25 protein-coding genes and 1 pseudogene are annotated in these 26,191 nt (G+C 55.3%); 9 read left to right on the top strand and 17 right to left on the bottom strand.

Annotated features, from left to right (window positions below):
• Positions 1-169: 169 nt before the first annotated feature.
• The 11 genes from RHM62_RS09720 to RHM62_RS09670 form a co-directional block, all read right to left on the bottom strand.
• Positions 170-736 (bottom strand): recombinase family protein, encoded by a 567-nt coding sequence (locus RHM62_RS09720; protein WP_322125277.1) that lies wholly within the window; start codon positions 734-736, stop codon positions 170-172.
• A gap of 158 nt (positions 737-894) precedes the next feature.
• Complete coding sequence (locus RHM62_RS09715) at positions 895-1,269, bottom strand: transcriptional regulator (RefSeq protein WP_322125276.1); 375 nt, start codon at positions 1,267-1,269, stop codon at positions 895-897.
• A gap of 3 nt (positions 1,270-1,272) precedes the next feature.
• Positions 1,273-1,575, bottom strand: coding sequence for a type II toxin-antitoxin system HigB family toxin (locus tag RHM62_RS09710; protein WP_322125275.1), 303 nt, complete (start codon positions 1,573-1,575; stop codon positions 1,273-1,275).
• Between the two features lie 666 nt (positions 1,576-2,241).
• Positions 2,242-3,891, bottom strand: coding sequence for a SulP family inorganic anion transporter (locus RHM62_RS09705; RefSeq protein WP_322125378.1), 1,650 nt, complete (start codon positions 3,889-3,891; stop codon positions 2,242-2,244).
• 40 nt (positions 3,892-3,931) lie between these two features.
• A complete protein-coding gene (locus tag RHM62_RS09700) occupies positions 3,932-4,780 on the bottom strand; it encodes a GntR family transcriptional regulator (protein WP_322125274.1) in 849 nt (282 codons plus the stop codon).
• A 101-nt stretch (positions 4,781-4,881) separates the two neighbouring features.
• Positions 4,882-5,376, bottom strand: a complete 495-nt coding sequence (locus RHM62_RS09695) for an aconitase X swivel domain-containing protein (RefSeq protein WP_322125273.1) — start codon at positions 5,374-5,376, stop codon at positions 4,882-4,884.
• A complete protein-coding gene (locus RHM62_RS09690) occupies positions 5,373-6,608 on the bottom strand; it encodes an aconitase X catalytic domain-containing protein (protein WP_322125272.1) in 1,236 nt (411 codons plus the stop codon). Before RHM62_RS09690 ends, RHM62_RS09695 begins: the two co-directional genes overlap by 4 nt.
• Before the next feature lie 531 nt (positions 6,609-7,139).
• Positions 7,140-7,748 (bottom strand): thiamine pyrophosphate-dependent enzyme, encoded by a 609-nt coding sequence (locus RHM62_RS09685; protein ID WP_322125271.1) that lies wholly within the window; start codon positions 7,746-7,748, stop codon positions 7,140-7,142.
• 53 nt (positions 7,749-7,801) lie between these two features.
• Positions 7,802-8,332, bottom strand: a complete 531-nt coding sequence (locus RHM62_RS09680; protein ID WP_322125270.1) for a thiamine pyrophosphate-binding protein — start codon at positions 8,330-8,332, stop codon at positions 7,802-7,804.
• A gap of 29 nt (positions 8,333-8,361) precedes the next feature.
• Positions 8,362-9,735 (bottom strand): MFS transporter, encoded by a 1,374-nt coding sequence (locus RHM62_RS09675; RefSeq protein WP_322125377.1) that lies wholly within the window; start codon positions 9,733-9,735, stop codon positions 8,362-8,364.
• A gap of 92 nt (positions 9,736-9,827) precedes the next feature.
• A complete protein-coding gene (locus RHM62_RS09670; protein WP_322125269.1) occupies positions 9,828-11,528 on the bottom strand; it encodes a choline dehydrogenase in 1,701 nt (566 codons plus the stop codon).
• A gap of 261 nt (positions 11,529-11,789) precedes the next feature.
• Here RHM62_RS09670 and RHM62_RS09665 point away from each other — a divergent pair, with 261 nt between their 5' ends.
• The 3 genes from RHM62_RS09665 to RHM62_RS09655 all read left to right on the top strand — a co-directional run bounded on the left by RHM62_RS09665 (position 11,790) and on the right by RHM62_RS09655 (position 15,188).
• Positions 11,790-12,599 carry an IclR family transcriptional regulator gene (locus RHM62_RS09665; RefSeq protein WP_322125376.1) on the top strand — a complete coding sequence of 270 codons (810 nt, stop codon included), beginning with the start codon at positions 11,790-11,792 and terminating at the stop codon, positions 12,597-12,599.
• A gap of 208 nt (positions 12,600-12,807) precedes the next feature.
• The gene (locus RHM62_RS09660) at positions 12,808-13,458 is read left to right on the top strand and encodes a TetR/AcrR family transcriptional regulator (protein WP_322125268.1); all 651 of its coding nucleotides are present in this window, start codon (positions 12,808-12,810) and stop codon (positions 13,456-13,458) included.
• A 17-nt stretch (positions 13,459-13,475) separates the two neighbouring features.
• Positions 13,476-15,188, top strand: coding sequence for an acyl-CoA dehydrogenase family protein (locus RHM62_RS09655; protein ID WP_322125267.1), 1,713 nt, complete (start codon positions 13,476-13,478; stop codon positions 15,186-15,188).
• Between the two features lie 104 nt (positions 15,189-15,292).
• On the opposite strand, the gene RHM62_RS09650 is transcribed toward RHM62_RS09655, so the two are convergent.
• Positions 15,293-15,451, bottom strand: a complete 159-nt coding sequence (locus RHM62_RS09650) for a hypothetical protein (protein ID WP_322125266.1) — start codon at positions 15,449-15,451, stop codon at positions 15,293-15,295.
• Between the two features lie 164 nt (positions 15,452-15,615).
• Between RHM62_RS09650 and tnpA the strand changes: the two genes are divergently transcribed.
• From tnpA to RHM62_RS09630, 4 genes are all read left to right on the top strand, one after another.
• Positions 15,616-16,041, top strand: coding sequence for an IS66-like element accessory protein TnpA (tnpA, locus tag RHM62_RS09645; RefSeq protein ID WP_322125265.1), 426 nt, complete (start codon positions 15,616-15,618; stop codon positions 16,039-16,041).
• Positions 16,038-16,385, top strand: a complete 348-nt coding sequence (gene tnpB, locus RHM62_RS09640; protein ID WP_322125264.1) for an IS66 family insertion sequence element accessory protein TnpB — start codon at positions 16,038-16,040, stop codon at positions 16,383-16,385. Before tnpA ends, tnpB begins: the two co-directional genes overlap by 4 nt.
• Positions 16,386-16,414: 29 nt before the next feature.
• Positions 16,415-17,995: an IS66 family transposase gene (tnpC, locus tag RHM62_RS09635; RefSeq protein WP_322125263.1), complete on the top strand. Its 1,581-nt coding sequence runs from the start codon at positions 16,415-16,417 to the stop codon at positions 17,993-17,995.
• A 200-nt stretch (positions 17,996-18,195) separates the two neighbouring features.
• Complete coding sequence (locus RHM62_RS09630; protein ID WP_322125262.1) at positions 18,196-19,584, top strand: IS4 family transposase; 1,389 nt, start codon at positions 18,196-18,198, stop codon at positions 19,582-19,584.
• Between the two features lie 25 nt (positions 19,585-19,609).
• Here RHM62_RS09630 and RHM62_RS19050 read toward each other — a convergent pair.
• From RHM62_RS19050 to RHM62_RS09615, 4 genes and pseudogenes are all read right to left on the bottom strand, one after another.
• Positions 19,610-19,840 (bottom strand): annotated as a pseudogene (locus tag RHM62_RS19050) (addiction module antidote protein).
• 81 nt (positions 19,841-19,921) lie between these two features.
• Positions 19,922-20,227, bottom strand: coding sequence for an addiction module antidote protein (locus RHM62_RS09625; protein WP_322125261.1), 306 nt, complete (start codon positions 20,225-20,227; stop codon positions 19,922-19,924).
• 3 nt (positions 20,228-20,230) lie between these two features.
• A complete protein-coding gene (locus tag RHM62_RS09620) occupies positions 20,231-20,527 on the bottom strand; it encodes a type II toxin-antitoxin system RelE/ParE family toxin (protein ID WP_416172324.1) in 297 nt (98 codons plus the stop codon).
• Positions 20,528-20,762: 235 nt separating this feature from the next.
• On the bottom strand, positions 20,763-21,521 hold the full coding sequence (locus tag RHM62_RS09615; RefSeq protein ID WP_322125259.1) for a site-specific integrase: 759 nt from the start codon (positions 21,519-21,521) through the stop codon (positions 20,763-20,765).
• A 620-nt stretch (positions 21,522-22,141) separates the two neighbouring features.
• On the opposite strand from RHM62_RS09615, the gene RHM62_RS09610 reads away from it, so the two are divergent.
• Both RHM62_RS09610 and RHM62_RS09605 read left to right on the top strand, forming a co-directional pair.
• Complete coding sequence (locus RHM62_RS09610; protein ID WP_322125258.1) at positions 22,142-22,411, top strand: ribbon-helix-helix domain-containing protein; 270 nt, start codon at positions 22,142-22,144, stop codon at positions 22,409-22,411.
• Positions 22,411-22,686 carry a type II toxin-antitoxin system RelE/ParE family toxin gene (locus RHM62_RS09605; protein ID WP_322125257.1) on the top strand — a complete coding sequence of 92 codons (276 nt, stop codon included), beginning with the start codon at positions 22,411-22,413 and terminating at the stop codon, positions 22,684-22,686. Before RHM62_RS09610 ends, RHM62_RS09605 begins: the two co-directional genes overlap by 1 nt.
• A gap of 164 nt (positions 22,687-22,850) precedes the next feature.
• Here RHM62_RS09605 and RHM62_RS09600 read toward each other — a convergent pair whose 3' ends face one another.
• A complete protein-coding gene (locus RHM62_RS09600) occupies positions 22,851-26,120 on the bottom strand; it encodes a hypothetical protein (RefSeq protein WP_322125256.1) in 3,270 nt (1,089 codons plus the stop codon).
• Positions 26,121-26,191: the final 71 nt, after the last annotated feature.

The raw sequence follows: 26,191 nt of genomic DNA, 5'->3' as shown, positions 1-26,191 counted from the left end.
CGCAATAGTCTCAACAACACTCAATGGGTCCACTTTAACGCTGGTGCCCGAGCGCGAGTAAAACGGCGATCCGGCGTCAGGTTAATCGCCGGACTCACATCCCCGTAAAACCTTGCTGCGCCGCCTCGCAAATATATGGGTTTGAGTTGCAGTGAGTCGGAAAACCAAGTTAAGGAGTTGGCACCATCTTCAAGTATTGATACACGGTCTCCCGACTGATGCCGAACTTACGCGCAAGGGTTGATTTCTGCTCGCCGGCACCAGCACGGCGGCGCAGCTCGACAACCTGATTATCCACCAGCGCTTTCTTGCGACCTCGGTAGGCGCCGCGCTGCTTGGCCAATGCGATTCCTTCGCGCTGCCGCTCGCCGATCAAGGACCGCTCAAACTCCGCGAACGCCCCCATGACTGACAGCAGCAGGTTGGCCATCGGCGAGTCTTCGCCGGTGAAGCTCAGGCATTCCTTGACGAACTCGATGCGGATACCGCGCTTGGTGAGTTGCAGCACCAGGCGACGCAGGTCGTCTAGGTTGCGCGCCAGACGGTCCGTGCTGTGCACGACTACCGTGTCACTTTCACGGGCGAACGACAGCAAGGCGTCGAGCTGTAGCCGCTGTATGTCTTTGCCCGAGGCCTTGTCGGTGAACAGTTTTCCCACCTGGACCTGATCATGCTGACGTTCTGGATTCTGGTCAAAACTGCTAACCCGGACATAACCGATGCGTTGACCTCGCAAAGCGTGCCACTTTAATAAGATATGTCAGGATAGACTCAATGACCGCTGAAGAAACCTGTCAAGACATTACGATACCAACCCTATTCTGACGGCTTATGTTGAGGCCTCCTGACATCAGGTTAGGGTATAGCCCAACCTGACTGCTGATTCGAAGCCGATCAGGCCGGCGATGCCGAACCGCTGATCAGGCTTTCCGCAGAAATATGCAATCCGGCATGCAGTCGCCGGATCATGGCGAGCGTCAGTGGCCGCTTGTAATTGAGAATTTCATAGACGCGATTGAGCTTACCGATCATCGGCACCAGATCTTTTGCGGCGAGACCGGCCTGTTCCATTCGAAACTTGATGGCCGCGACCGGATCGGGAGCAGTAACCGGGTAGACCGTGCTTTCGTAAGCCTCAATGAGCATCAGCAAAACCTCGAAGCGGTCGCCCTCCAGCGAACCAGGAACGGGTTCGTGATCAACGTACCAGGAGGCTGCCACCAGCGACTGCTGATACTGTTCTTCAGTACGGATTGGTTTGAGTTCCATCTCTTACTCCATGTTGATCGTGGCCGCGTCAATCCTGTCGTATTCGGCGTGCGTGCCAATGAATTTGATGTAAATTGCGCCAAACTGGTAAGCAATAGCCACAATCAGGCGGTGGTCATTGCCCTTAATGTTGAACACCACCCGGTTCTGCCCGACCACACTGGCATTACGGTACTGATTCTTGATGTCCTGCGGCGTTTGCCAGCACGCCGCGCTCGCTTCCTCGTGCCAGGCTTTCAGTGGCTGCTCGGTGCCGGGATGCCGTGTCCAATAGGCGACCAAGTGCTTTTTCGATATGATGCGCATGTCTGTAGTCTAGTCCCCAATTGGGACCAATGCAAGTACCACGAATCGTTAACAACACATCACATCCGCAGCGAGGACGTTGTGTTTTCATCGGCATGAACGCGGTGGCGATCCCCGCCCATTAGGGCCTCACGCTTAGCCCATCTCTACACCCTTCCGTTTCTACTGGCTCAACGCACCATGAGCTAACCGATTGATTACATCAAATCATGTTGGCTGGAACGCGACAACATTAAAAAACGCACATGTTGCAACGCAGAAAATCTAGATTGTGTTGCGTGAAAAGCATAAAAATCTGCGGTCGCACCACCATGTACTGAAGAATACTCACGCAAATTAGCCGATTAGTCGAGTTTCGACAGGATGTAACAAAACCAAACTTGGAGTGGACCGAAGAGCCTCGTCTGCAGCTTTAGTTTGGGTGTCTACAACTCAAAGAGTTGCGCGCCCTTCGGGCGCTCAATGGCCGTCTGATTCGTAAAGTAGGTTTGAGAATGGCTTGAAGCCATGAAGGTCTCCGTCGATTTTTAGACAACTTATTACTTTTACTTCCCATTTTAAAAATCTCGCAACATTACTTCGCTCGCATGCGAAGTAAAAGTGCATACCCCTGAAGCGCAGATACAAGAAAAACAATGACTCGCCGAGGGCGGCGCGCGTGCACAATTACTTCGATTGATGGGGAGTCAAGTTCATCGCCCGAATAGCATCAGCGTCGGTCGAAAAAATATGCTCACTACCGATGTCCGCAATCACGCCGGCCCGGCCCAGCACATCCCACACCTGCTTCTTCATGGCAGACACATACAAGGTTCTGCCATCTGCATGCAGGCCGCGCGATATTGCTTCCAGGATGTCGATCCCGCTGACATCGATATCGTTGATTGACCCGGCGCAGACGAGAACACGGACAATCTGCGGATCCTCGCGAATCTGCTCATTGACGAAACGCTCGAGCATCGCAGCAGTTAGAAAATTGAGCGCCGAGTCTAGCCGGACTGCTAGCACATCCGGTGCCAGCCGCGGTATGTCAAACCGCCGCCGGTCGCGAAGCGTACCATCGGGATGCTCTCCGACCTCGATCAGTCGTGGATGGGCACGTCGGTACAAGAACGACAGCATCGTCAGGCCGACACCAACAAACACGCCCCAGTGCAAGCGCGGCGTCGACAACAGCGTCACGGCAAAAGTGGCCAGCGCAATCAATCCTTCACCACGAGAGACGCGCAACAAGCGACGAAATGCCCGCCAATCCAGCAAACCAATCACCGGCACGATAATCATGGCCGCCAGCACTGAGCGCGGCAAAAAATAAAGCAAGTCAACGAAAAACAGGAGGCACACCACCACGCATCCTGCAGAAAACAACGTTGACCAGGCGCTGGTGGCACCAGCATAAAGATTCAGAGCGGAACGGGAAAATGAACCACTGACCGGAAACGCCCCACACAGGCCGCTGACAATTTTCGCCAGCCCCTGTCCGATCAATTCCTGGTCTTCGTGCCATGCCTCCTTGCGCTTGCGCGCCAGCACGCGGCAACTCGACATGGCTTCCGTAAAACTGATGAGGGCAATGATCAGCGCGGCCGGCCACAATTCCTGGTGACTGGAAAACGGGATATCCGAAGGCAAAACCAGCAGCGGCATTCCAGCCGTGATGGTGCCGACGATGTTGCCGCCGCGCGCCGCATAATCGATTGCCCAACTCGCCTGAATGCCTACAAGGGTGACCGCGAGCATGGCGGGGAATCGCGGCATGAAACGTTTGAACAGGCCAAGCAGAACCAGTGACGTCAGGCCAAATGCTGCCGTGAGCAGCATGCCTTCCCCGGCAAAAATGGCACCCGGGTGAATGAAATTCTCAAGTGAAAATGTAACCCCTAGCAGGGCCGGCAGTTGCGAGGTGATGATGATGAGTGACGCCGCATTGATGAAGCCAATGATCACCGGCTGCGACACGATATCGGCAATGCGCCCGAAGCGGAAGGCCCCGAGCAGGAACTGAAAACAGCCGGAATATAGCGCCAGCCAGATCGCCAGCGTCACCCAATGTGCACTGCCGGGTATCGCCATCGGAGCCAGTGAGCCGAAGGTCAACAGGCTCGTGAGAGCCACCGGCCCGACGGCCAGCAGCGCCGACGAACCCCACAAGGCCCCGATGATGCTCGGCAGAAGAGCTGCGTACAGGCCGGTTTGCGGCGGCATGCCAGCCAGGGTGGCATAGGCGACCGCCTGTGGCACAAGTACCAGTCCAACCGTGATCCCCGCCCACGCGTCCTGTCGCAGGGAAGATGCGGTTGGCCTTGGCCAATTCAGGAACGGAAAAAATTGTCGGATATCGATAGTGGTGACCTTGCTAAGGGGTGGACTGCGAGGACTTGCGCTTGCTGCCAGACGACCCCGATGATTCTTCTGCACGTTTTCTCACCGACCGGTCCAGCGGGTGGATCGCAGACGTTACCGAAAGAGGACCTTCTGTATGGAGACGAAACTCGTAGCGCTCGGCACGGATGTGGATTTCCGCGTACTCACACATTTTCTTGTTACTTAAAAAAGACGCCCGACGCAACAGGAGAACCGGATCGCTGCGACCGATGTCGAGGCTGCGGGCCAGCTTCGCCGTCGCCTTGACTGCCCGGATGCCCAGCTCGGCTGAAGCAATCGCACTACCAAATTCGCGGATGATGACGCCCAATACTGGATAACGCTCAAGCATCGCGCGCTCCGGAGTCACGTTGGTCGCATACCAGCCGTGTACTTCGGCGAATGCTTGGGTGTCTGTTCGGTATAACCTCACGAACTCGACTATGTGCTTGCCAGTGCCTGCTAGTTCAAGCGCTGCCGCCGGCAGCTTGGACGGATTGATGATGAACTTTATCAGCTCGGTTTCCGGATTGATGCCCTGCATTTTAATTTGTTCGTAAAATCCCTTGAATTGTCCGAGTTCGAGCTTGATTGTCGGAGCGAGTACATACGTTCCCTTACCCTGCCGCGAAGCGACTACGCCCTGTGTCACCAGATGCTTGATCGCCAGGCGGATCGTGATCCGACTGGCCCGATATTGGCTGATCAATTCGATCTCGGATGGAAGCTTGTCATCCGGCTGCAACAGGCCGGCATTGATTTTCTCCAACAGTAGATTGGCAATCTGCAGATAAATCGGCACCGGCGATTGCCTGCGAATGGGGAGAGAGTCGCTCTGCATAAATATCTGTCCTGCGATTAAAGTTATGTTAACTTATATTACTCCAACGCCACCTCCAAATTAAGCAAAGCGCTATTCCTTCGCGGGTCAGCTCGGTGTAATTATTTCCGTGCGACGAAGCGCACCTTCTGTGACGCACCAGCCGTTATCAAGCGGTCTGTGTCACCGTCAACGGTCTTGTCTGAGCCGCTCAATACGCGCAAGGTCCTGGCTGCCGGATCAATCTCGACCAGCGCACCATGGGCAATCAACGATGTCACGTCCGCATCGAATCCGGCCATCATCGTGATCCCACCCAATGCGGCACCCTGCACTAGGATCGGGTTGACGCTGTTGAACACAATAGCCAGCGGCGCCATGTCACGCGACTGCATTTCATTGAGCATCCACGCACTCGCCACACCGCCCTTGGCAGTATCGAGAATCAGGATCTTACCGACATAGGATTGACCGACCAATTTGTGGGCCGGACGAGAAAATACGCCACGCAGACGATTAAGATCGTAGCGTGCCGAAAATCCATCCTTCGCCACAAGGGCTTCGGAGCACACTTTGCTACCCATCGCATAGCGCGCAGTCAGGACCAGTTCACTCATTTCAATTCTCCCGTTACCGCCGCATTGACACATTCTTCCATCGACGTGAGCATCGGCACATAACCATAGCCGCCGAGTATATTGACAAGCTTGGCACTGTTGGTGGCGAGCCGCTTCCAACCCTTCGCCTCTGAGATTTCACGCGCATACGACTGGTAAAAGCACATGCCCGACATAACAGTGCCGCCCGCGGCTTCGATACGTTCGGTAAAGCAAAAGCGATCGGCATCCGGTTTGACCTGCGGACTGGTGATGGCCAGCAGCGGGATCTTAAAATGACGTCCATCGCATAGCTCAGCCAATGAACGCAGCTCATACATGCTGAGTTGCGGCGCGGAAAATACGACAACGTCCACGGTCTTCTCTAGTGCATAGCTTTTAGTCAGCGCATCGATGTCGCTACGACTAATGCGATGGCGTACGGCCAGCTTGTGTCCGCCGACGTCCTCGAGCCGCGATGCCTCCGGCGTGATACCCACGATGTGAAACAGCGCGACCGATCCGAAACTCGCCATCGCTGCGCCAAAGTGCTTGAGCTCGTCCGACGTCGGTGCAATGTCGAGGCCCTCGATAACTGGTACTTCCCAGTAATTACCCGCAAGGCGGCCAATAACACCCCCGAGCGCCCCCCATTCGTTGAGAGTCTTAGGCACGAGGTCGACATGAATACGCAGACTCGCCTGGCGCTGCGCATCAAGGTGAAAGCCATAACGCGGCGTGCGTCCGGTCAACCCAGCAGACAAAGCCGAAGGTCCTCCCTCAAAATTCGAACGCGCACCGTTGATGGAGTTGGAGTAAATCACAACGCCGGTATCGCCAAAGGCGACATGTTCCCCACGCGTTGCAGCAAGCACCGTTTGGTAATTGATACAGGTATCCGTCATGCTTACGCCAAGCTTAACCAGCGCGTCGATCGCGCGCCGTTCCAGTTCCAGCATCCACGACTGTTGGCCCAGATCGTCAGCCCTGGTGAAATCCGTCCCACGCGGATCAGTGATGGTCGGTATTCGCACGCGGTGTAGCTCATCCCTTACATCGCATAAGCGCTCGAGCCACATGACACCGGCCTGCCCCAAACTCTCGGTGTCGGCCATGACATGCGCTTGTGTGACGGCCACAAAGTCGCGTGCGCCGAAAAAATCCCCGACCATAATCTGGTGTTGCATGGCGATCCGTACGACCTCCCCTGCCTCGCCGGCAAGCATGGCTTGCTCTTCTTCATTGAGATGCATATTTAATCCTTTGCAATATTTTTAACGCCACTGACAGTGGCCGGGGTTCTGCGCCCAACCCCGCGGAATCTTTGATTTATACTTTCAAGGCTCAAAAAAGGATCCTTTGTGACTATTAAAGTTGAGCATCTATGCGGCACCAGGGGGTGAAACGATGTGCAACGCGCTCAAAAACCACTCTTGAAACGTCCTGCGGGCTTTGTTGAGTTCCGAAAATGAAATCGATCGGTGGCAGAAAGATCTCGCGGCGTTGGGCTCAGACCCCTACGATCCAAAGTGAGGTTCTTTTGTTCATATCAGCGGCATGCAGCTCAATGTAAATTTATTGGCCCATCAAAAGATATTCTTAATCGGTATTAATACGACTTAATACAAGTAGAGACAGGCGAGATTAGCAATGCGCTAAACGCTTGTCAACAAAGTTAAAAAAGAAGGCTGCCATGCAGCCACCGATACGGGTACTCACGGCAGACGGGTCAGAAATCGCGACGCCTGCAACAAAGGTGAAAGCCATCCAACCCTACATAGCTTTTACGGAAAGACTTCAACCACACCGAGCTGGGCTCGGATCTCTCGGATTTCGTCGCCCATGCGGGTAAAGCGAGCATCGGTCATTTCTACGGCGGGATTGGCGACGCCAAGTGCTGGCTGATCGTAGCCCACCACCAGTTCAATGAACGCGGGTGCTGCACCCGCCAGAATCGTCGCGATAGCAGCCTGAAATTCTTCAATCGTCTTGAACTGGTAGCAGGCACGATAGCCAGCAGCTCGAGCGAGTGCCGGGAAGTCCACGTTTGCGTGACCAGGCGTGGCGAGGTTGCCCAGGCCCGCAAACTGAATCCCGTTATTGACCAGAAAATGAAAGAAGTTTGCAGGTGCTGCCTGCGCTACGGCAACCAGGCCACCCAACTCCATGAGCAGACTCGCGTCGCCATCGACCACGAACACTTTCCGTTCGGTTCGGGCCAGCGCCAGTCCCAACCCGATCGAAGCAGCACCACCCATCAGGGGAACGCAAGCCACCGTCAGTGGATTTGCCGGCAGTTTGTCGAAGGCATTCATTGCTCCCATCGTGCACACCACGACCGCGTCCTCGCGTACGTCTGCAAGCACCTTGCAGACATCCAGTGTCATCATCATTGTTAATCCTTTATGTCGTTAATCGTCGTGTTGGATACGCTTTTAGCGGTCATTTAAAATCCAATAAAGTGACCGACCAGTAGCGCCGCTGGTCCCTTGCGCTCGCGCGACGCGTGCCATGCCCGTTCAATGTTGGCACTATCGGCTGGCCCTTCCAGGCGCCAATAAGGTATTTCCAAGGTATCGAGCAAGGGTTCAAGCATGCGGACCATGCGTCGTTTTGATTGCAATGGATCGGCACCGAGATTGGCGAATTCGCGACCGAATTGTCCAATGATGAAAAACAGCGGCACGCCAGAGTCCAGACCCAGTGCCCGCACGCTGTTGATGCCCGCATAGAAGCCCTGATTCTGTACCAGCACGGCAGCGTTGCGCCCGCCGGCATAAAGACCTGCTGCGGTTTCAATGGCCTGATCTTCAGTAGTGCAATTGATTGTGCGGATTCCATGTACCGGATCTTCCAGAGCCTGATGCAGAGCGATCTGCAGCATGTCCGGCACTGTAGTAATGAAGTCAATGCCGCAACGCTTGAATGCGCTCACGAAGACCGAGGCCGGAACTGAGTGTTTTGCATGCTCTATCATTTATTTTCCTTTCAAAATTAACCAGCTTGTCAAGCGCGCACCGCATGGCGTACTCGACTTGTATCAGTCGGCAAGGGGGCAGCGCCGATATCACCAAAATGTTCAACTCCGGCAGCTGCAGCGGCATTGGCACGCCGCAGGATGGCGTATGCACACAGCGAGGACAGGATGCTCGAGGCAAGTACGTAGGTACAGATCAGCCAGGGTTGGCCGTTGTTGTAAGTCAGCAGGATGGTGGCAATGATCGGGGTGAGTCCACCGGCTGTCACGCTGGAAACCTGGTAGACAAACGAGATGCCGGTATAACGCACAGGGGCATCGAACAGCTCGCATAGAAAGACGCCAACAGTCCCGTAAACCGCTGCATAAATAATGCCGAACGGGATCGCAATCGCGGCCCAGATCAGGACATTATTACCGTCGGCATGGGACATGAACCAAAATGCAGGAAAGCAGCTCAACCCGGTCAGAACCGCTGCCCAAGTGTAAAGAAGTGGCCGCCCCAGTTTGTCAGAGAGACGGCCAAAAATCGGGATAAAGACCGTCAATACCACCGCGCCCACCATCACGCCTACTAGTGCATCGGTGCGGGTCATGCCGATCGTCGTGGTGAGATAGCTAATAGAAAATACGCTGAAGATGTTGAAAAACACCCCATCGATATGACGTGCGCCGAGGCCAAGCATAATATTGCCCGGAAAGCGTTTGAACATATCGGCCAGCGGCAGCTTGGCTTGACCGTGAGTTTTCTTCAGTTTTGCAAACTCAGGAGTTTCCATGACTGCAAGGCGAATCCATAGGCCGAAGAGCACCAGCACGAACGACAGGATAAAGCCCACACGCCAGCCCCACGCCATGAACTGCGCGTCCGTCAGTATCGACGACATGCCCGCGACGAAGCCAGCTGAAAGCAGAACTCCGAGCGACAGACCAATCTGTGGCAGGCTTGTGTAAAAACCGCGTTGGTTCGCCGGTGCGTACTCGTAGGCCAGCAGTACCGCACCACCCCATTCACCACCTAGGCCAATGCCCTGGATAATCCGAAACAGTAGCAGCAAGGCAGGCGCCCAATACCCAATTTGGTCGAATGTCGGTATCAAGCCGATCGCCACCGTCGACACCCCCATGATCATCAGGGTAATGACCAGTACGCTTTTGCGTCCTACTCGGTCGCCGAAATGACCAAAGATGATGCCCCCAAGTGGCCGTGCCATGAAGCCAACCGCAAAAGTCGCATAGGCGAGCATGATGGAAGTGGCCGGGTCACCTGTCGGGAAATAAAGTTTGTTGAGAACGATCCCCGCGACCACGCCGTACAGGAAAAAGTCGTACCACTCGATGGTGGCTCCGATGATGCTCGCCATTGCCACCCGGCGCAGGGTTTTTTTATCAGTTGTCATAATGACTGTCTCCGATGCTTTGATTTCTTATGAATGCCGACGGTATCTTCCGCCGGTTGCGCTTTTCCCGGTCGCTCCGGATGTTGCAAGTACGCTTAAATTTTTCTCAATGCCAATGCTCCTTCGGTCGCGACGGCATTGCTTGCAGGCTGCCCTACGCGGCTATCGACAACGATGCGTCCAGCACCTGAACTGCGCGCATCTTCGAGGATCATGTCAGCGGCTTTTTCAGCGATCATGACCGTCGGAACATTGGTATTACCTGACACTAGGGTTGGCATGATCGAACAATCGACCACCCGCAACCCGGCGATGCCATGAACCCGTAACCGAGCATCGACGACCGCAGTCGGATCCGACGCCGGGCCCATGCGAGCGGTGCCGGACGGGTGAAAGATCGTCGTCCCGTACTGTCGACAGAAGGCAAGTATCTCGTCATCCGATTGCACGTCAGACTGCGGCCGGTAGGGTCGTTTCATGTACTGTTTCATGGGAGCCGTTGCGGCCACCCGCTGCGCAAAACGGACACCAGCGACCGTCGTGCGGCAGTCGCGCTCGGTGGACAGATAATTTGGCTGGATTGCTGGTGCCTCAAACGGATCGTTGGAGCGAATCGTCACATGTCCCCTGGCGTCCGGACGCAACTGACAGACCGAATAGGTACAACCCGAAAAAGAATGTACTTTTCCGGCTGCCTGTTCGGCTGATACCGTCGCAAAATGAAATTGTGTATCAGGCGTGGCATTTTCTTCCGGCAGCGCGCGACAAAACATGCCTGCCAGATTGATGCCAATTGCCAGTGGTCCGCTGCGGGTGGCGGCCCACTGCAGTCCCATCTTTGCCTTGCCCCAAAGAGAGTTGAGCTCATCGTTGATGGTGATTTTTTCGCTCACTTCATACATCAGACGAACCTGCAGATGGTCTTGTAGATTTGCGCCCACACCCGGCACGTCGCGCAAAACTGGAATACCGAATTTCTGTAACAGGGCCGTCGGCCCGATACCGGACAGTTGCAGCAACTGGGGCGACTGTAGTGCCCCGGCACACAGCAGCACTTCACGGGTGGCTCGCACTTCGTGCAAGGTACCGCCCTGCCGGTAGGCGACACCGACCGCGAGGCTACCCTCGAACAGAATGCGGGTCGCCTGCGCGTCGGTTTCAATGTGAAGGCTCGGGTGTTTGCGCGCCGGATTCAGATAAGCCACCGCAGTCGAGCAGCGCAGGCCCCTGCGGGTCGTCAGCTGGTAGTAGCCGACGCCCTCCTGCGGGCCGCTATTGAAATCCGAGACCAGCGGCACCCCATTTTTTTGGGACGCGCCGATGAAGGCATCGACGAGCTTATTCTTGCCTGGAATAGTGGTGGCCCAAAGCGGCCCGTCCACACCAGTGGTGGCCGATGCGCCAAGGTCATTGTGTTCGAGTCGCTTGAAATACGGCAGGCAGTCATTCCAGCCCCACCCGGGATTTCCCAGGGCCGCCCATTCGTCATAGTCACGCTGTTGACCGCGAATATAAACTAGGCCGTTGATCGAACTCGAGCCGCCGAGAGTGCGTCCGCGCGGCCAGTAGATTTTACGGTTGTCCAGATTCGGCTCGGGCTCGGTATAAAAGCCCCAGTTATAGGTTTTGTGGAACATCGTCTTGGCATAGCCAATCGGAAGATGAATCCAGCCGTAACGGTCGGAGGGACCTGCTTCAAGCAAGCAGACCGAATATTTTCCGCTTTCGCTGAGGCGGTTTGCCAGCACACAGCCGGCCGAACCTGCGCCGACAATCACAAAGTCAAAGTTAGGCATATTGCGTGTCTCCCGTAGTCCCAGCGCTGTGCTACACCTCCCACTTCAGGCAGCCGCATCGTGGTCACTTGTATTAAGATATCTATGGATACAAGCTCCCCCTTTAATGAACAAGTAGATTTTTATGAAAGACAGATAATTGGTTCAAAATTGAAGGTTTTTGCCTCAAATAGTCAAATTTCTCCAGAAGGATTCAAAGACTAATTAAGCGCGAATGCTGGTGCCAGAGCCACAATTAAACATAAGCATTCGGGGTTGATTATGAAAAATGAGAAGAAGAAAATGGACGGCGATAAATCAGCGTTACTGGACTTACGGGCGCTTAGAGTGCTGACGGTACTTGAACGGGTGGCGGCAGCGAACCAGCCAGTGTCAATGTCCCAGCTGGCACTCCGCGTGGCGATTCCAAAAGCGACCCTGGCTCGACTGCTGGATGTGCTCGTGGCAAATGACTATCTCAGTGAAATTCCCGGCGTGCGTGGCTATATTCCAGGACCTCGAGCAACCCAGCTAGCAACCAAGACTCTCGGCAATAGCACTTTCAGGCGCAGTTGTCGGGCGATCCTAGGCACACTGGTGCAGGTGTTGGGCGAGACGTGCAACCTGACCGTGCTCGACGGTGATCACGTGATGTACATCGAGCGTATCGAAACTGCCGAACCACTGCGGATGCACATCGAACCGGGAACCCGATTACCGCTTCATTGCACTGCCGGCGGCAAACTCTTTCTCGCCAGCCTGAGCCAACTGGACCGCCTCGACGCGCTTGGCCGACTACGTCTGACTCAAATGACACCGCGTACATTGACCGACCAGCGCCTATTAAGTCTGGAGCTTGACCGCCTGGGCGCGCTCGGGATTGGTCTTGATGACGAGGAGTTTGTGCGCGGCATGGTTGGCATTGCTGTCCCAGTCTGTGTCGACAGTGGAAAAATGGTGGCCGCACTGGTGTGCCATTCGGCAACCGCAAGGGCGTGCCTAACCGATTTGATACTTTACAAGCCGGAAATGGCACTAGCGGCCGAAAAGCTCGGTACGCTTTTTGGGGCCAAAATGCCCGAGACAAGCTAATGACGTTGTCGTCAATCAAAGTAAATCTTTGTTAAAAAATAAAAGTGAATACAGTTTGACGATATGGACGTTGTCACAAGGAGACCGGTTTAAAAGCAGTCACTTACAGGGGGCGCAAGCCCAATTATCAGTGGTTTGAATGCGCTTGCACAAGAAAAAAGAATGAACTAATATTCATTCTATTGTTGAATATGAATTCATTTCTTCTATGGCCTATCGTCAAACACCCGCAGTTGAAGCGCGCCTGCAGGACAATCGCAGTCGCATCTTGGATTCAGCCCGTACTCTTGTGAGTGAAGGCGGCTGGAGGGAGGCGCAGGTTGCGAGTGTCGCTGCTGCTGCTGGTATAGCCACAGGTACGGTATACCGATACTTCCCGTCCAAGGCAGAACTTTTCGCCGAGGTATTGTCGGCGGTGTCCCAGCGCGAAGTCGATGTGCTGACCGAGATAGCGAAGTCGGATGGTACGGCCATTGTTCGGCTGCATGCTGCGGTGGGGACATTCGTGCGGCGAGCCATGCGCAACCCGCGCCTGGCCTATGCGCTGATTGCCGAGCCGTGCGACAGAGAGATCGACGAGGCCCGCATGACATACCGCGCCGCCATCAGCGAGGTGGTGCGTTCCATCATCACCTCTGGGCAGTTGGCAGACGAAATGCGATCTGACGTCCAGTCCGACATCGCCGCGTCGGTCATTGTGGGCGGGTTCATGGAGGGGCTGATTGGCCCGCTATCGCCGCTGAGTCGCCAGCAAAACAATGCGACGGATATTTACCGGCATGAAGTGGCCATCCTGGCCGATCAGATCGCCCTGTTAGCCTGCGCCAGCGTCGCTGTTTCCTCAGGCCCAACGCGATAGTTTACTTGGAGACATTCATGAACACATCTATTTCGCCCGACATCCTCACAGCCTCCCCCGATCTCTACACCACGCACAAGGTCGTTAATCAAGCGCTGCCCGCCAGCGGTTTCAATGCGTTCACGGGAGACGCGGTGATCCGCGCGGCCATCGATCGCGAAGCCACATGGGCAGCAGACCGCTGTAAAGCTCTTGGCGCACTCGTTGGAGACGAGAATGTGCAGGAACTGGCGCGCCTGGCCAACCGTCACACGCCTGAACTCAAGACGCATGACCGTTTTGGCAATCGCATTGACTGGGTCGATTTCCATCCAAGTTGGCACGAGCTGATGACGCTGGCGTGGAAGCATGAAGTTCCCAACCTTGCTTGGCGTACTACGGAGAAAAACGGTCACTTCGCACGCGCAGTGCTGTCGTATCTCTGGAACCAGGTCGAGCAAGGGACTGCATGTCCAACAGGTATGGCCTACGCGTCTTATGCTGGCTTTGAAGCCGAGCCAGCACTTGCTATTTGGGCGGAAAAGTCGAAAGGTACAACATACGAATTCAGCCGCCGTGAAGTGAGTGACAAACCGTCAGTGGTGATCGGGTACGCAATGACCGAGAAGCAAGGGGGCTCTGACTTGCGCGAGACACAGACGATTGCACACTACGCCCATTCAGGGGACTATCACGGTGCAAGGGCGCACTGGTACGAGTTGACCGGTCACAAGTGGTTCTGCTCCGTGCCGCAGTCCGATGGTTTCTTTACGCTCGCCAAGGTCGCTGGTGAAGTGACCTGCTTTTTTCTCCCACGAACGCTGCCCGATGGCAGCTACAACCGTTTTTTCGTGCAACGACTCAAGGATAAGGCTGGAAACAAGTCTAATGCCTCCAGCGAAGTGGAGTACGCCGGTACATTGGCTATCCGCGTCGGCGAAGAGGGCCGCGGCATCCGCGAAATCCTGTCCCACGCACACCTGACGCGACTGGATTTTGCGATCGGCTCTGCCGGTCTGATGCGCCAGTCATTGACGTTGGCAATGCAGCACACTACGACCCGTAACGCCTTTGGTACGACAATTGCGGACCGTCCGATGATGATAAACGTGCTGGCGGACATGGCCGTAGAAGTCGAAGCGGCCACGCTCATGGCCCTGCGTGTGGCCAAGGCTACCGATCTGATGGTGACTAGCGAGCACGAAAAGTTGCTAGCCCGTGTGGCCACACCGACGGCAAAATTCTTTAACTGCTCGCGTGCCCCGTCCATTGCCTACGAGGCATTGCAGTGTCAAGGCGGCAATGGTTTCATCGAAGAAAACCCGATGGCGCGCTTATACCGCGAATCGCCGCTCAACAGCGTGTGGGAGGGTACGGCCAACATGATGTGTATGGACGTTCGCCGCGCCATGATCAAGGATTCCCGCACGATCGACGCCCTGTTCGACGAAGTCAAGGCACTCGCTGGTCAGGACGCCCGCTTCGATGCCTTGATCCAGCATACCAAGCGCCTAGTGCGTGAGGCAGTGGGCGATGAGTTCTTCGCTCGTCCAATGACGGAGGCGGTGGCGCGAGTCCTGCAGGGCGCCGAACTGCTGCGTCACAGCACCCAGGAAGTAGTGGACGTATTCCTGAACACGCGCAGCCCAAGCGCTTCCGGTGCCTGGGGGTCACACTATGGAACTCTGGCTGGCTCTGTCACCCAGGCCGCTGCGCAGAAGGTCGTGCGGCGGGCCATGGTTGCCAAATAGGGGCTCTAAGCGAGAGCCGCCGATTTTCCGACAAGTGCTTAGTTAGTGTGAGTGTCGGCGCGGCTTGATGCAAAACTGCAGCGACCAGAAGACCCCGCCAGCACTCAGGTGACCGGTACCGTGCGCCGCAAAAAGTCCAGCATCACCTGACCGAACACGTCGTTACGGTCACCCGCGACCATATGCCCTGCCGCGCTGACGTTGACGAATTCGCTATGCGGACACAGCGCCTTGAATTCGCGCGCGCCGTCGTGGGGAACCATAAGGATTCCTGCGTAAATGAGTGACAGGTGATGTGTCGCCGGACCGGAACGATGGTCATCACGGCATGAGCAGGGTCAAGCGGTAAGCGCCTCATCAGGGACGTCTGTACAGCAGACCAGTGACCCGCCAAAGTGGTGTCCACCAAATAGTAGTGGGGACCACTTTGAACACAACCATCCAATCCGGCAGCCGCAAAGGCCGTCGTAATTACCCGATTGATTTCAAGAAGCAGCTGGCGATAGCCGCTTGCGCGCCCGGCGTGTCTGTGGCTCGTCTAGCCTTGGACAATGAGATCAACGCCAATATGCTGCACAAATGGCGGCGTGAGTATCTCGCCGGCGAAGTCGGCACACGAGAAACTGCGCCGTCAACATTCATGGAAGTCCACGTCACGCCTGCCACCAATGATGTGGCACCTGTTGCGGTACCGGTACCAGTTAATACCATCGCGCCGAAGGCGATACGGGGGCACCGACAAACCATCCAGTCTGGCGTCATCGAAATCAGACTGGCGACCACCACCTTGCGCCTGGAAGGGACGGTCGATGCGGCCATCCTGGCGCAGGTATTACGTCACTTCCACCCATGATCGGCCTGCCTGTCAGCACGCGGATCTGGATCGCCGCCGGTATCACGGACATGCGCTGTGGCTTCCAGGGATTGGCTGCCAAGGTAGAAACTGCATTGGCAGCCGATCCATTCAATGGCCATGTCTTCGTGTTTCGTGGCCGCCGTGGCGATACGATCAAAGTATTGTGGGCCACTGAGGATGGTCTGTGCCTGCTGGCTAAGCGGCTCGAACAGGGTCGGTTTGTATGGCCGCAAGCCACCAGTGGATCGGTATGCCTGACGCCGGCGCAGCTATCGATGCTGCTGGAAGGTATCGACTGGCGACAGCCGCAACGCACTTGGCAACCCAGATCGGTGTTGTAAACATCAACGGACCTGCGTAAACTCCGCGCATGCCGAACCTGCCTATTCCCAAGCCCCTGCCCGACGACATCGACGCCCTCAAGGCGATGGTGCGTGCGCAGCAGGCAGCGATGGATCAAATGGCGCTGGTCATGGCGTCACACGCCGTTGAAGTCGAGCAGCTCAAACTACTCATTGCCAAATTACAGCGCATGCAATTTGGCCGCAAGTCCGAGAAGATCGATCGCCAGATCGCGAAACTGGAGTGCCGGCTGGAGGACTTGCTAGCCGAAGAAGGCGTCGTCGATTCACTGCCACTTCCACCTGTCGTGACGCCGGCAACCGGCCCAGCTACCGAGCCCAAGGGTCCGGTGCGACATGCCTTGCCACCGGAACTACCCCGCGAGGAGCGCATTCTGGAGCCGGCCGAGACCGCCTGTCCGGATTGCGGCGGTCATCTCAAGCCACTTGGCGAGGATGTCTCCGAGCAGCTGGAAATCCTTAATACAGCCTTCAAAGTGATCCGCCATATCCGGCGCAAGAAAGCCTGCGCCTGCTGTGACCGCATCGTGCAAGTACCGGCAGCGAGCCGGCCGATTCTGCGCGGTGTAGCCGGTCCCGGTTTGCTGGCGCATATCCTGGTAGCGAAATTCGCCGATCATCAACCGTTGTATCGGCAGTCGGTGATCTATGCCCGCCAGGGTGTCGAGATCGACCGTTCCAGCATGGGCCGCTGGGTTGGCGCTTGCAGCGCATTGATGGCTCCTCTGGTAGACGCACTGCGCAACCATGTGATGGCCGGTACCAAACTGCACGCTGATGACACGACGGTGCCGGTACTCGCAGCGGGTCACGGCCAAACCAAGACTGGCCGGCTCTGGACCTATGTGCGCGATGATCGCAGCGCGGCCTCAACTGTTGCGCCGGCGGTCTGGTTTGCCTACACACCGGACCGCAAGGGCATCCACCCGCAAACCCATCTCGCCGGATTTCACGGCATCCTTCAAGCCGATGCCTACGCAGGGTTCGATGCCATTTACGATACCGGACGAGTGCAGGAAGCCGCTTGCTGGGCGCACACCCGGCGTAAATTCCATGATCTCCATGTCGTTCATCCAACGACGTTTACAACCGAGGTGCTGCGCCGGATCGGTGAGCTATACAAAATTGAGGAGCCGCTGCGCGGCAAGCCGCCGGATGTGCACCGGCAAGTCCGGCAAGCCCAGACGCTGCCCTTGCTAGTGGACTTCGAAGCGTGGCTACGTGCGCGCTTGCCGACCCTGTCGGCCAAGTCTGACACGACCAAAGCCATCAATTACGCACTCAACCAGTGGCAGGCATTGCTGCTGTACTGCGACCACGGCATTGCCGAGATCGATAACAATGCGGCTGAACGTGCTCTGCGCGGCGTCGCTCTGGGACGAAAAAATTTCTTGTTCGTAGGTGCCGACAGCGGCGGCGAGCGCGCTGCCGCCATGTACGCGCTGATCGGCACCGCCAAACTGAACGGCATCGATCCAGAAGCCTACCTGCGCCATGTACTCACGCACATTGCCGACTATCCCATCAATCAAATCAATGATTTCCTGCCCTGGAATGTGACCGAACAACTCGGCACCGCTTCGCGCTAAATCCCGTATTTGCTACGAACCGAAATTGGTCAAGACGTTGCTCGTGAGCTTTCAATTACCCACAAATTACTTGTAAACCCTCAGCAGTTCTGTTAACTTTTTTTCATGAGGAATTCGATCGCAATCAGATGACGACGAGGGAGATGCCAAGCGCTTCCGGGTCTCGTCGCCTGGTGTCCCATGAGCAGGACCAGACATGGATGGACAAAGAAAATGCCGCCTGTAATTTCCGGGACGAGCGCCTCAAGAAGCGTTTTCGGCTATTGCTTGAGCAGTTCTGGACAAACATCGGGCAGACCATTCCGTTTGCCTGTCAGGATTGGGCAAATACGAAAGCAGCCTACCGATTTTTTGCCAACGATAAGGTCAGCGAACAAGACATTTTGGGTGGGCATTTTCAGGCGACGGGTGAACGCTTCGCCGATTCAGACGGGCCAATACTGATCCTTCAAGACACAACGACGTTTTCCTATCAGCGGGAGCACCCGGAACGCATCGGATTTACTGGAAAAAGTGGTACTCGCAAAGTCGATGGGCGCAACAGGCCGTTGACTCAATGCGGCATTCTCATGCATTCGAGCCTGGCCATCACTACGGAGGGCGTGCCTCTTGGCCTTGCAGCGATCAAGTTCTGGACCCGCAGAAAATTCAAAGGCTGTAACGCACTCAAGAAAAAAATCAATCCGACGCGGGTACCGATAGAGGAGAAGGAAAGCTATCGCTGGCTAGAAAACTTGAAGCAATCGACAGCACTTTTCGGTGATCCGCAGCGTTGCGTTCACATCGGTGACCGTGAGAGCGACATCTATGAACTGTTCTGTACTGCACAAGATGTCGGTACGCATTTCCTTGTCCGCACATGCGTCGATCGTTTGGCCGGCGATGGCGCTCACACGGTCGCCGACGAGATGGAGGAGGTACGGTTGAAAGGACTGCACCGTGTTCAGACTTCAGATCAAAAAGGAAACGTCGTCGATGTCGTTCTGGAGATTCGCTATCGCCGTGTCAAAGTCCGGCCCCCCATTGGCAAGCAGAGCCGGTATCCCGCTCTTTCTTTGACGGTCATCCACGCGCGTGAACGCGGTGCGCCAGCCAATCGGAAGCCTATCGAGTGGAAGCTCATCACCGATTTGTCAGTCACTTCCCGACGCGAGGCGATTGAAAAACTCGACTGGTACGCCCTGCGCTGGAAAATCGAGACGTTTCATAAAATTCTGAAGTCCGGATGCCGAGCCGAAGAGTCCCGATTACGCACAGCGGATCGACTCGCCAACCTGATCTCCGTTTTTTGCATCATTAGTTGGCGACTGTTCTGGCTCACCATGATTAACCGGACATGCCCCGATGCCAAGCCAACAGTAGCACTGACCAATGTCGAAATTGAACTGCTCAACTGTTTGGTAAAAGACAGTAAGCGGGCCCGTAAGCTGCCACCACTGTCGCGCTATCTTGAAAAAATTGCCCAACTGGGCGGTTATCTCGCAAGGGCCAATGATTCACCGCCAGGGAATATTGTTATGTGGCGAGGCATGCGTCGGCTGGCAGATATGCAATTCGGTTTTAATCTTGCCTCAGAAAGATATGGGTAATTGAAAGGCTCGTGAGGCGCTTACGTCAAGCGTGAATCTTGGCGGTCAAATCGAGGCCAAGTGCCTTCATTACTGCGAGGATGGTTTTCAGGGTTGGGTTGCCGTTCTCACTGAAGGAACGGTAAAGCTGTTCGCGGGAAAGGCCGGATTACCCGGCAATTTGCGCCATACCCTTTGTACGAACGACAACGCCAAGTGAATGTGCGATGTAACCGGCTTCGTTCGTTTCGAATGCTTCAGCTACGAAGGTTGCCATTGCTTCGTAAGAAGCCAAATCCGTTCTCAGTGCTACTTTAGCAATAACTTACTTAGGTTATTACACTTCCGTTGTTTTTCGTCAGCCATGGATTGCTTGTGCCACTAAACGCACACCGAGCGCAGCACAGACACGGCTGACGGTATCGAAACGTGGTTCACTTCCCGGCCGAAGTGCTTTGTACAGCGCTTCGCGTGTAATGCCCGAATCCTTCGCAACCTGTGTCATACCCCGTGAACGGGCAATATCGCCGAGTGCGGTGGCCAGTAGCGCCGGATCGTTTTCTTCAAGAACGGTGGTGAGATACGCTGCGACATCGTCTTCGCTGTTTAGGTACTCGGCTGCATCGAACTCAGGGAGTTCGGAAACCTTAATTTTCTTGGTCATAATTCAATCCTCCAAAGATTTTGCCAAATCAAGAGCCCTATTAATGTCGGCTTGTTGCGTTGACTTGTTGCCACCGCCGAGCATCACAATGATAGTGTCACCACTCTGGACGTAGTACATGCGCCAGCCGGGTCCGAAGTGTTCGCGCATTTCATACACTCCTTCACCTACGGACTGTATGTCGCCCAAGTTGCCAAGCTGAACCTTGCGCAAGCGCTTGATAAGCCGTTGTCGGGTCAGTCCATCTTTGAGGCACTTGAGCCAGTCAGAGAACTCTTCTAGCCGTTTTACCGTGTAGATCATGTCTAGAATGTAATCGAACGATTACACTGAGTCAAGAATAAATGTAATTTGAGGATGATGTGGAAATGTGTTGGCACCGACGCATTTTTGGCCACCTGACCAATTTTCACTGACCCACCCGAACTGGCGCAGAGGTAGACGCAGCACGGCTTGCCAAAGGTTCAGGTGGGTCAGTCGATGTCGGCGCCAAAGGTCAAAAACTCGTCGGCGCCAACATTCACTACTAAAATTACTACCCCTCCGTGCGCTTCCCCTCCCAAAACCGTTGCGACGCCAGCATGCGCCGGCGTTCCTCACTGGTAGTGTAGCCAGTCGTCGTATCCAGTGACGCATGTCCCAAATTCTGCTGCACGATATCTAATGGCATGCCCGCTGCAACGGCATGCGTGCCGTGCGTGTGACGCAGCCAGTGGGTACTGGCCTGAGCGAACCGCATCGCGTCTCTCGTGTCAGTGGCCATCATCACGGCCGCGCACTCTGCAAAAAATGTTTTCAGCTGGCCGTAGACGGTGCCACTGCTGACCCCCTCCTTGTTGTCCACGATGCGCCCTGCCCGGCTCGACCACGGCGCCTGTGCCGCCACATCGGTGGCCTGGCCGATCAGGTACGCGCCGCGATTGCGCTCGTGCAGCGGGTCCCGGTCCAGTGCGCGTGAGGCCAGGTAGTGCGACAGCGTTCCGATGACCTCGATGGGTACGTTGACGATCCGTTCTTTATTGCCCTTGCCAAGCACGGTCAATTCCCACCCTTCGACGGCCTCCCCGCCGCCCGGCGACGGATACGACACCCACTGCAAGTCGTCCACCCGGGCTTGTACGCCCTCGACCAGCCGCACCCCGGTGGCATAGTAGAACGCCAGCACGAAACGCAGGCGCTGGTCGACCGAGCTCTCGCCCAATTGTCCGGCCTGCTCCTCGATGAATTGCCACTGCGCTTGACTGAAACTGCGGCCGCGATTGACGCCCACCCGCGTGGGCGTCGGGATGATCACGCCGTTCCACGGATTGCCGATCAGGTAGGGGCTCCACGCCGGAACCCTCGAAAATTTTGTCGTAGGACTCGGCAGACCCGGTTTCAGCTGCCTCGTTCAAACCAACACTGTTTCCCGTTCAGTTTTGTGACCGGCTTAGGTCATGATCTCCGGTGACTAACCGTCTGTGCAGGAAAACAAACGTTTGGCGTTTGGCGCTTATTCCCATCAGTGCGGGCTTTGCGCACCCCACAAAAAATCGAGGGTTCCGGCGTGTAGCCCCAACCCCGCGAAATTTTTCTGCCACTGTCCCAGAACATTCTCAAAAGTCAGAGACGCCAGCGAGACGTTTCAAGAATGATTTTTGAGAACTTTGCATACCCATGTTGCCGATGGTGCCGCATAAAATCTCAGCTTCAATGGTCATAAAAGATCGTTTTTGAGGCCAGGAAGAACAAATCAAAGATTCCGCGGGGTTGGGCGCACAACCCCAGGTTAGGGTATAGCTCAAATTGGCACACCGTTGACATAATCAGAGTGAATCACTATGATTAATTAAAAATCAAACAGTGTATGCCCCCACATCGGGCGGCGAACAAGCGATATTGTTGAAAATGGATCTCACTACCTAGGAAACAGCGATGGCACAGCTTGAGACTAAAGTATTTACTGCACACGTACCGCTGCCACTGGCCGAGAAAGTCGATCAGTTGGCAGCCCGTCTTGAACGGTCGCGTGGCTGGATCATGAAACAGGCCCTGTCAGCCTGGATTGGGCAGGAAGAGGAACGCAGTCGCTTGACGCGCGAAGCTCTGGCCGAGGTGGATGCTGGCCAAGTGATTGATCACCAGTCCGTGCAGGCATGGGCTGATAGTCTTGGCACCGACAAGCCGTTGCAGGTACCGCGCTGATGGAGCTGAAGTGGACCAGCAAGGCGCTGTCCGATCTGGCGCGACTTTATGAGTTCCTGGCACCGGTTAACAAGACAGCAGCAGCGCGTACCGTCCAATCGTTGGCCGCAGCGCCATCAAATTTGCTAGTGAACCCGCGCATCGGGGAATGTCTCGACGAATTCGCGCCGCGCGAGGTACGCCGAATCCTCGTTGGGCACTATGAGATACGTTATGAGGTTCAGGATTCCACCATCTATATGCTACGTCTGTGGCATACCCGCGAAGATCGGTAAAACACGCCTGTACGTTGGTGAATCGCGCATTGAAGGTACTTTCGCCCTTGACGATGGCTCTCTGTATCACGACGAGGGCTAACTGGGTGGGTAGCAGCAGCGCATCGCTGCGCCACCGCCCCCTACGCGCGAGGACCGACTGATCAGTCGCAACGCGATTGCCATCAGCGTCCCCAAAACCATGACCGCCCCCGGTCTGAGGAGGAGGCACCAGATGTTTTTACGGGCAAGACCAAGTCGCTTGTCGTTTCTGCCAGGCTTGCCTCACTCAGTTTATTTTTTTTGGGTAAATAAACTGAGTAACGGTTATCGTCGCACCAAATCACAGGCGTCTGCGCGAATTCGATCGCCAGTGAATCCATCACATTTTCATCAACATGATCATTGGCGATCAAGCCATCAAGTCCTGCACCTAATGGAGATTGCGAAGGGACCGTCATACGCAGCCGGTTTGTGTCCTCGGGTTGAGCACTGGCACCGAAAATTACCTCAGACTCTGCTTTAGCCTCCACCACCAGCAACGGCACACTAAAAGCGCGATGCAGCGTAATTGGCAACGTGCTGCTCGCGCGTCCTTCTTGATGCACGAAATTACCAAGCTCGCGCTTCAGCGGAGGATATTGGGTGCGGTACATCATTCCGACTCTTAATTGCAAATTCTTTAAAAACGATTCGATAGTTTCACTTGGGAAGCGCAAATCCGTTGCTGAAGGATGATTCGACAGCACCTGGTTGAGCGGCAAATGCGAACCGAGCACCGCACCGTGCGTTAAGCTTTCTTGAGGTGAAACAACGTCGGTTGCGTCGTGTGTCACACCAATTAATTTTCCTTGCAGGAAAGCCGTTGGATGTTGATGGTAAATTTCAGCGATGGCCTGCAAAAGTCGCGCATCATTTTCAATAAGACGGGGGTCTTTCACCAACGCACGCAGACGATCGGCTAACTGTTTTGGCGTCAAGGTATCGAACAGCGACAGCCAGGAGCTGCGTAACCAGGAACGGTGGTCAGCGTTCCTCGCGTCACCGAGAGAATGTGAGCTCACAGCCTGATGATCATGTGACTGCACCAGATTATCGCGAAATCCTATCAGCAGTTCCGGGTAACGGGATGGGCTGGGCAATGGCAGAATGGTCTCGCTCGATCGGCTAACGACATCGTCGGCAGGATCAGAGTCCATCAGAAGATATTCTTGCTGGTCATTATCGACGCCTAAATCGGCATAGCGTTTCGCGGCTGCTGCAGCGGCAATCCGCTTATCTTCTTCTCTCTTTGCGTCCCCTGCCAGGCGGACTTGTTTGGCTTGTGTGGCGGCGAGTTCACCTTGTTGCTTGTTTTTTTGAACCGCATTCATGATCTCCGCTTCTCGCTGGTGGAGATAGGCCGGTACCGGCCCAATGCCGATTGCTTTGGCGAGTAATTTATAGATGGGTATCGGGTACAAGTCCGAGGCATTGGCTTGGGCAGAAGTAGTCTGCAAGTCCTTGACGGCTTGCGTGACGACATGCCGACAGACATCCGAAATGCGATTTGTTGGCTGCCATTGTTCATTGACGAAAATTTCCCACTTCACGTTTCTTGACGACAGTGCTCGCCTGACACCAGGCAGGAAAGTCGGAAAGTGAGTCTGTCGATTCTTCCCAGTGTTCTTCTCGAAAAATGGATCTTCGGCGGCAGGACCGACGACATAATCATAGCGCTCGCATTGCGTGCGCTTAGCGCTGTCACGCAATAGCAGTCCGTGATCGATGAAATGAACCAGTGCCGCCATGGACGGATTGTTCTCGGCTAGCGTTTCGACTAGCTCCAAAGTGGACATGTCTGCGTTCTCCGTAAAAAAAGAGGAAATCTTTTCTGCTGAAGGAAGACCGATTGATGGCGTAACGCTCGTGGGGGCATCCCGCTTTCCTGTGCGCAACGCAACGGCAAGACCTTGGGGGAATATTCCTGTTGACGCTACCCGGTTATTGCCGTTATCAGTGCCCGGCAACGCCATCGCGGCTTCCACATCGCCAGCGAGCAGGCGTTGTATCTTCAGGGTGCTCGTCGGTTCCCCGTCGTCATTGGTTCCCTTAGGAAAAATGCAGGGTTCCTCAAAGACTCCTGCCTGATCTGAATCGATGATCTCGATACCAACGCCGGCATGCATCGATAATGAATCGTATCCTCCGGAAACGGTCCCCGCGATGGCAGTCAATGCCCGTCTGGCTTGTACCGAACAGAATGCTGCCACTTCGGGATGTTCGTCGGCCAGTGCATCGAACAGCTCCAACGGATTAGCATTGCCGTGCTTTTGCAGCAGCGACAAAATGTGGATGCGATGATCGATGACGGGACTGATGGGGGCTTGGGGCACGATAGCCTCATTAAGACGGCGTATCGGATAAGCAGTTCTTGCCGTTACTTCCTCCGTTAAACAGTGGGATAACGGGTGCCGGTACAGGGTCGGTGGAGTGACCCTCGCAGAATTCCCCCGGGGATGTTCCAGGAAATATTTAGAAAGCGCATCATGTACCTCTTCCAGTTGTGCCTCCGAATGAAGAAATTGCTTGCCACGGTCAAGGCGCTCTTGGGTAACAACGGTTTCCAGTGCATCGAGCAAACTGACCGAATGATTCTCGCTGTCGATTTGCGATAACACCGCGCGATAGGTAATCAAGGCGGCATTACGACCAATGCCAGCCTTGCTGAGAATCATCGGATCGTTGCGGATGCGCGGCCTTGTGGATTCAGTTGTTGAGGGATGACACCTTAGGTGATCTTCCAGGAGCCGATTAGCATCTTCGATCTGCTGGGTCCGCAACAGGTTGCCGTCGAATGGCATGGCAGCTTGGGTCAGAGGTACCGTCACCAGTCGGTTGTTATCGTGCCGATCCTTCGCTGTTAGTAAATAACAGGCGTGCATCTCATCGGACTTCACAGGTGTCAGGTCTGTCACTTCATACCGCCCAGCCAATACCAGCGGGTGGCTCGTCCGGGCCGGGTTGTTCCAGCGATTGAGAAGTTGACCAAGAATGGTTTTTTCCGAAGGAGGATTTGTCAGCCGATGGGTGCGTGGACCGACGAACTGGAAAAGTCCCTTCCCGGAGTCCAGTCCCTGAATCAAAAATCTTTCGGTGAAGGTAAACGTTTGCGGCGACTGCCCCGCAACGGCTTGTGCACCATGCTCAAAAGTAATAACGTTCGCATGAATTGGCGACACTTTCTTTTCTGTCGGACTGCCGATCATCACGCTGACGGCGGTGTGCTTCGGACATTCAATCCCGTAGACATTTCCGCCTAGCTCACTTGATCGCACCACTTCCTGATGGGGTGCGCCGTTGCCCCGAGGTAATCTCCGCCAGAGTGCTGCACAGTGATGCACTACACGTTGCGGCATTACTGACATAGCGTTTTTGATGAAGGGGTAAACTCGTTTCCTGTCAGCGCGCGGCATGGGTTATCTCATTTCAATTAATTACTTAAAGCGAACTATGAGATGTACTCGGTAGCTCGTCTTGATGTATG

This window comes from Actimicrobium sp. CCC2.4, assembly GCF_034347385.1.
Taxonomy (GTDB): domain Bacteria; phylum Pseudomonadota; class Gammaproteobacteria; order Burkholderiales; family Burkholderiaceae_D; genus Actimicrobium.
The sequence above is the reverse complement of the archived record's forward strand: the minus strand, read 5'-3'. Positions and strand labels throughout refer to the sequence as shown.